Origin of the sequence: Microcoleus sp. Pol14D4 (assembly GCF_036701245.1) — a bacterium.
GTDB lineage: Bacteria > Cyanobacteriota > Cyanobacteriia > Cyanobacteriales > Microcoleaceae > Microcoleus.
In genome coordinates this window covers 1-6,620 of the sequence record NZ_JAUBQM010000143.1, presented here as the reverse complement: position 1 = coordinate 6,620, position 6,620 = coordinate 1, and the positions used below count along the sequence as shown (strand labels likewise).

Here is a 6,620-nt window from a genome sequence, read left to right as displayed (position 1 = left end):
ATCAAAATCCTGGAAATCATTTTCGACTCCCCTCCCGTATTTTTGCTCGTATCATACCCTAATTCAGCAACGCCAGCAGAGTCTATTAAATCATTTCGGAGACATCCAAGACCAGGCAGAATCTCACTTTGAACACAAGTGAGATTCTGCCCTTCCTGTGACCGAAATCGAGGTAAATCAGCACTATTGTGATTTCTCAAATGGATTCTATAATTATAAAGCGATCGCCCTTTATTGAACACAAAAAATATATATTAAGGGTATTGACAAATATTAGTTTCTGTGCATCGTGATGTAATTTCTTTCAAATTAGCTATTGACCAGATCGCCCTTGAGTCAGATATAGTTATATAATTCAGACTATAATATCAATTTGATATAAATGCTTGAATTATCAGCCCTTGGGCTGCTACAGTTGCAACCCCTGCACGGCTATCGGTTAAAGCAACAACTGGAGCTGTTTATGAGCAGTTGCATCAGCGTCAACTACGGAGCGATTTACCCGCTGCTGAAGCGATTGGAAGAGCGAGGGGAGATTTCGGTAATTGCCGAAGAAGCCGGAGATGCGGGTTGTCCGCGCAAAATCTATGGAATTACCCCCAAAGGGCGCGAACTCTGGCGGCAAAAAATGCTCGAACACCCTCAAGAAAGCTGGGTTAACAGTGGTTCCCGGTTCCAAATCAAGTTTTTCTTTTTTGGCGACTTAGAACCCGCAGAACGGCTGAAATTGTTGGAACACCGCTTGCGAGCCTGTTACACCCGACAAGACTACATCGAAAGCCTCAAGAGCGAATATCCACTAACCGATGACTATCAATTCGCCTCTCGCGATCGCTGCAAGTCAGTGCTGGCATCAGAGATAGAGTGGTTAACCGAGCAACTAGCCAAGGAAAAAAGCGCGATCGCAGGAGTGCGTGACTCCCCAACCTCCGCTGAATCCGCTGAATCCAAGGAAAAATCCTTGCAATTCACCCACTCAGGTAATCCATAAGAAGGAGGTCTAATCTTCCCTGGAGATCGTAACTTTTGAGAGATAACAAAAAGCTTTCCTAAAAATAATCACCCCCTGGCTTGACTAACTGCGATCGGACTAAAGCCCTGCACATACCCCAACCCCATTAAAAAGGGACTTTCCAGATTCCATCCTGTTTAAAAGCGCTTGTCCTTATTCCTCCTCTGTTTGAGGGGGGCACCGGAGGAATCAAAGATTCCGCCAAAGTCTCAGTAAGTCAGAAGTTAAAAAAATCTAAGTGGTGCTGCCCATGAGTTATTCTAAATCCCCAGAATCCGTCGTTGAAGCCCAAGAGCAAAAATCTCTCACACCGGAACTGCACCCAGCCGATGCAGACAGCGAGCAACTGCAGGATTCTGCAGCCGTTGCCGATCGCCCCCAACCTGTTGGTAAACCGCGATCGCGCTGGCCCCTAATTGCCGCGATCGCGATCGCCACAGGCGCAGCAGGTATCGGCTGGTACTCGTGGCAATCGGGTCATAATCGCGCACAGCAACCCGCAGCAGCAGCCCAACCCCCAGGCATACCAGTCAAGCTCGCAGCCGTACAAACCAGCTCAGTCCAAGATGCCTCGGAATTTGTCAGCAGCTTAGAAGCCAAGCGTTCGGTAGAAATCAAACCCGAAGTAGAAGGGCTAGTCACGGAGATTTTTGTCAAATCAGGGGACTTCATAAACAAAGGGCAAGCCATCGCCCGCATGAAAAGCGAGAGCGCCCAAGCTGACTTGAGGCAATCCCAAGCCAACCTGATCCGCGCTCAATCCCATTTAGCCGAATTGCAAGCAGGAGCCAGGCCTGAAGAAATAGCCCAAGCTCAAGCCCAAGTCGCCCAAGCCCAAGCCAACCTCGCCCAACTGCGATCGGGCTCTCGGCCCGAAGAAATTGGTCAAGCCCAAGCCCGCGTTTCCCAAGCTGAAGCCGACCTCGCCGACGCCCAAACAGGTAGCCTCTTAGAAGACATTGCCCAAGCAAGAGCCCAAATAGAGGCAAGCACAGCCGAAGCAAAATTAGCCAGCCAGCAGCTTGCCAGATATCAGGCATTGGCAAAAGAAGGTGCAGAATCCGCCAACACCCTCGAGGAATACACCCAAAAAGCAGGCACCGCCCAAGCCAACCTCCGAGAAGCTCAAAGGCGGTTCGAGCAGCGGCAAAAGAACAGACAAGCCGAGATCGAGCGCCGGACAGCGGCATTGCAACAGCAGCGGCAAGCTTTGCGGCAATTGCAAAACGGTTCGCGCCCAGAGGAAATAGCCAAAGCCGAAGCCGAAGTCGCACAAGCCAAGAGCAGATTAGCGCAGTTAGCCAACGGTACGCGCCAAGAACAGATCGATCAAGCTGAAGCGCAAGTTGCCGAGGCCGCCGCTCAAGTGCGCGGCTTTGAAGTACAACTGCAAGAAACTGCTGTCATCGCGCCTTTCGCGGGAGTCATCGGCGACATACCAGTGAAAGTAGGTGATTACTTGCAAAAAGGTAACGCCATTGCCACCCTGACAGAAAACCAATTGCTAGACTTGCGGTTATCAATTCCTTTGGAACGGCAGCCTCAATTACGCTTAGGGCTGCCAGTACAAATGCTCGACGCTCAAGGTAAGGCGATCGCCCAAGGTCAAATCAGTTTTATCTCCCCAAACGTCAGCGCCAATTCCCAAACAATTTTAGCTAAAGCCACCTTTCCCAACCCAGGTGGAGAACTGCTTAATCTCCAGTTTGTAAAAGCTAAAGTCATCTGGAAACAGAACCCGGGAATTTTAGTTCCAGTAACAGCCGTCACTCGTTTAGGTGGGGAAACTTTTGTCTTCACAGCTCAAAAGCCGGAACAGCAAAAACCTGGAATGCCACCTTTAGTAGCGCGACAAAAGTCCGTTAAATTGGGAGCCATTGAGGGGAATAATTATCAAGTTATCCAAGGTTTGAAAGCAGGCGAAAAAATTGTTACCGCAGGCATTCTTAACCTGACAGACGGCGCTCCTATTATGGCTCAAGAGGAAGGGGAAGGAGCAGGGAAAAAATTACAAGTAGAAAGCAAAAAATAAGGTAGGTTGTTGCGCTTCAGCGCTCTTAAGATAGGAATTAAGAGCGCTAAAGCGCAACTACTTACATTACGTGAAACTACTTGATTGCTCCGCTCTAAAAAAGAGGGCTATTTTAATTTTTGACTGAAGTTCATGCAATTAGGAATTAGCAATTATCAACTAACAACTACCCATTACCCAAATAATGTTTGCAGATTTCTTTATTAAACGACCAGTCTTTGCTAGCGTCTGCGCCTTAATTATTATTTTGGTAGGCGCAATCAGCATTCCCAGCCTGCCGATCGAGCGCTTCCCCGACATCAGCCCTACCCAAATAAACGTCACAGCTAACTATAGCGGGGCTAGTGCTGAAATTGTCGAAAATGCCGTTACCAACATCCTAGAAAGACAAATTAACGGCGTTGAAGGACTCAAATATCTAACTTCTAGTAGTAGTAACGATGGCACTAGCACCATTACAGCTACCTTTGATTCCTCGCGCAACAAAGACATTGCCGGGGTCGATGTTCAAAATCGAGTTGCAGTTGCTCAACCGCAACTACCAGATGCCGTACAGCGCACAGGAGTTAGAGTTACCAAACAATCTACAAGTCTCCTATTAGCGATCGGTTTATTTACAGAAAATAAAGAATACGACACCATATTTTTAAGCAACTACGCTGACCTATATTTAGCAGATGCTTTAAAGCGGGTAAAAGGTGTTGGCGACGTGCGAATTTTTGGGGAAAGACGCTATGCAATGCGTTTATGGATAGACCCAAATAAACTAGCAGCTCGCCGTCTCACAATGCAAGATGTAACGACGGCTCTCAACGAACAAAACTTGCAAGTTGGTGCTGGGAGAGTTGGTCAAGAACCGGCTCCACAGGGACAAATGTATCAAATTGACTTGCGTGCTGAAAGTCGCCTGAAAGAACCAGCCGAATTTGAAGAAATCGTCCTCAAAACAGAGACCAATGGAACGTTAGTTAAATTAAAAGATGTGGGGAGAGCAGAACTAGGGGCAGAGAATTACAGCTCATTTCTGCGATTTCGAGGCAACGATGCAGTAGGTTTAGGGATTTACCAACTGCCTGGAAGTAATGCTTTGAATGTTGCCCATGCCGTCAAAACAGAAATGGAAAAACTAGCGGTTGCTTTCCCTCCGGGGTTGATACATAGAGTAGCGCTGGACACGACTTTGTTTGTAGAAGAGTCGATGGCAGAAGTAGTCAAGACATTATTTGAAGCAGTCTTGCTAGTGGTGATAGTGATTTTTGTTTTCTTACAAGACTGGCGCACCACTATTATTCCTATCATCACAATTCCAATTTCTTTGATTGGGACGTTTGCGTTTATCAAAGTTTTCGGATTTACGATTAACAGTTTATCTCTGTTTGGTCTGACATTAGCGACGGGATTAGTGGTTGATGACGCTATCATTGTAGTAGAAAATATTGACCGCCTCATCCGCCAAGGAATGAATGCCCGCGAAGCAGCTTTTGAGTCGATGCGGGAGCTTTTTAGCGCTGTAATTGCGACTTCTTTAGTGTTGATGGCAGTGTTCGTACCTGTGGCATTTTTCCCCGGAACTACAGGAGCGCTTTATAAACAATTTGCGCTAACAATTGCTTTTTCAGTTCTGCTTTCTACCTTTATTGCTATTACTCTCACGCCCTCACTTTCAGCTATATTGCTGCGTCGAGGGCCGAAGTTTGGGGGTCCGCTAGGTTGGGTTTTTGACCGTTTTAATGGAGTTCTCAATTGGGTACAGCGGCAATATCGGAAATCGTTAATATTTCTCACAGGAATTAAGACTATTGTCACCCTTGTGTTCATCGCTTCTCTAGGAGTAACAGCTTGGCTTTATTTATCAGTGCCCACAGCATTTATCCCGGAAGAAGACCAGGGCTATTTCATGACTATTATTCAAGGGCCCCAAGGTGTTTCGCTGCAATACACTCAGAAAGTAATGGATCAGGTAGAAGCAGAAATCCTCAAACTTCCTGAAGTTGTCGGGACTTTTTCAGTGGGTGGATTTGGTTTTAGCGGTAGCACTTCTAATCAAGGCATTATATTTACTACACTTAAAGCCTGGGATGAACGTCACGGAGAAGATCAAACTGTACAAGCGATTATTGGTAAGTTGCGGGGTAAGTTTTTCGCGATTCCCGAAGCGAGAATTTTCCCTGTGAATCCGCCTGCTATTCAAGGTTTAGGTCAATTTGGGGGTTTCCAATTTCAATTGCAAGACCGCAAAGGTAACGGCGGTTTAGATGGCTTAGTCCAGGCTATGGGCGGGATTTTGAAGCAGGCAAATCAGACACCGGGATTGCAAGCGGTATTTAGTACATTTGCTGCGAATACGCCTCAGTTAATTGTGGAGGTTGACCGCAATCGAGCTAAGGCTCTAGATATTCCCATTAATGATGTTTTCAGTACGTTACAAACGGCTCTGGGCGCTCAGTATGTCAATGATTTTAACCTCCAGCAGCGCAATTATCGGGTGTATGTTCAGGCTGATAAACAGTTTCGTGATAACCCTGAAGATATTGGGAAATTGTATGTGCGTTCTGGAAAGAATGAAATGATTGCTTTGAGCAATGTGGTGAAGATCACTCCGGTGGTGGGCGCACAAACTGTTAACCACTACAATTTGTATAGGTCAATTGAGATTACTGGCTCTCCGGCTCCGGGAGCGAGTTCTGGACAGGCGCTAAAATCGATGGAAAAGGTGTCGGCTCAAGTTTTGCCTTCTGGTTTTGGTTATGAATGGTCGGGGAGTTCTTTAGAAGAAATTGAATCGGGGGGTCAAGCACCGATTATTTTCGGTTTGGGGCTGATTTTTGTGTTCTTGGTGTTGGCTGCTCAGTACGAAAATTATGTCGATCCTTTCATTATTTTGCTGGCGGTTCCTCTGGCGATTTTGGGTGCACTTTTAGCTCAGTCGTTGCGGGGCTTGGCGAATGATGTTTATTGCCAGATTGGTTTGGTGATGTTGATTGGATTGGCGAGTAAAAATGCGATTTTAATCGTGGAGTTTGCGAACCAGTTACGGGAGCGGGGATATCCAATTGCTAAGGCGGCAGTTGAGGCTTCTCAAGAGCGTTTACGACCGATTTTGATGACTTCTCTGGCTTTCATTTTGGGTATTGCTCCTCTGGTTAACCCAGAAGGTGCGGGTGCAGCCAGCCGCCGATCGCTAGGGAATGCGATCGCCGGAGGGATGGTTGTTTCAACTTTCTTGAGTTTGTTTATGGTGCCGGTTCTGTATGTGGTGGTTGTCTCGGCTCGCGATCGCTTTAAGAAGCGCGATCGACTAGACAATCTGCCCGATGATGGCACAATTTTGAACGGCAAAACAACTCCCCACGAGGAGATTGAACGCGATAAAGTATCGCCGTTGTAGTTGGTAAGTTGAAAAGGCGATCGTTTTGTGAGTCTCATTGGTGCGATCGCCCAAAACCCGCCAATCCCGCATCAAAACCCCCAAAGTCCCCAGATTACTCCGGGGATTAATTCTTCGGCGTTGCTGAATTAGGGTATGATACGAGCAAAAATACGGGAGGGGAGTCGAAAATGATTTCCAGGATTTTG

The 6,620-nt window shown here is 46.9% G+C and carries 3 protein-coding genes; all 3 read left to right on the top strand.

All coding sequences use genetic code 11. The features are described 5' to 3' along the window. Positions 1-382 precede the first annotated feature (382 nt). Positions 383-991 (top strand): PadR family transcriptional regulator, encoded by a 609-nt coding sequence (locus QUA33_RS27110; RefSeq protein ID WP_333152727.1) that lies wholly within the window; start codon positions 383-385, stop codon positions 989-991. Between the two features lie 271 nt (positions 992-1,262). After that, the gene (locus QUA33_RS27105) at positions 1,263-3,044 is read left to right on the top strand and encodes an efflux RND transporter periplasmic adaptor subunit (protein ID WP_333152725.1); all 1,782 of its coding nucleotides are present in this window, start codon (positions 1,263-1,265) and stop codon (positions 3,042-3,044) included. 184 nt (positions 3,045-3,228) lie between these two features. Further along, positions 3,229-6,432, top strand: a complete 3,204-nt coding sequence (locus tag QUA33_RS27100; RefSeq protein WP_333152723.1) for an efflux RND transporter permease subunit — start codon at positions 3,229-3,231, stop codon at positions 6,430-6,432. Positions 6,433-6,620 lie beyond the last annotated feature (188 nt).

What these genes read in the sequence shown, in the direction of transcription:
- QUA33_RS27105 (WP_333152725.1), top strand. Translation starts at nt 1,263, where the DNA reads ATGAGTTATTCTAAATCCCCAGAATCCGTCGTTGAAGCCCAAGAGCAA.
- QUA33_RS27110 (WP_333152727.1), top strand. Translation starts at nt 383, where the DNA reads ATGCTTGAATTATCAGCCCTTGGGCTGCTACAGTTGCAACCCCTGCAC.
- QUA33_RS27100 (WP_333152723.1), top strand. Translation starts at nt 3,229, where the DNA reads ATGTTTGCAGATTTCTTTATTAAACGACCAGTCTTTGCTAGCGTCTGC.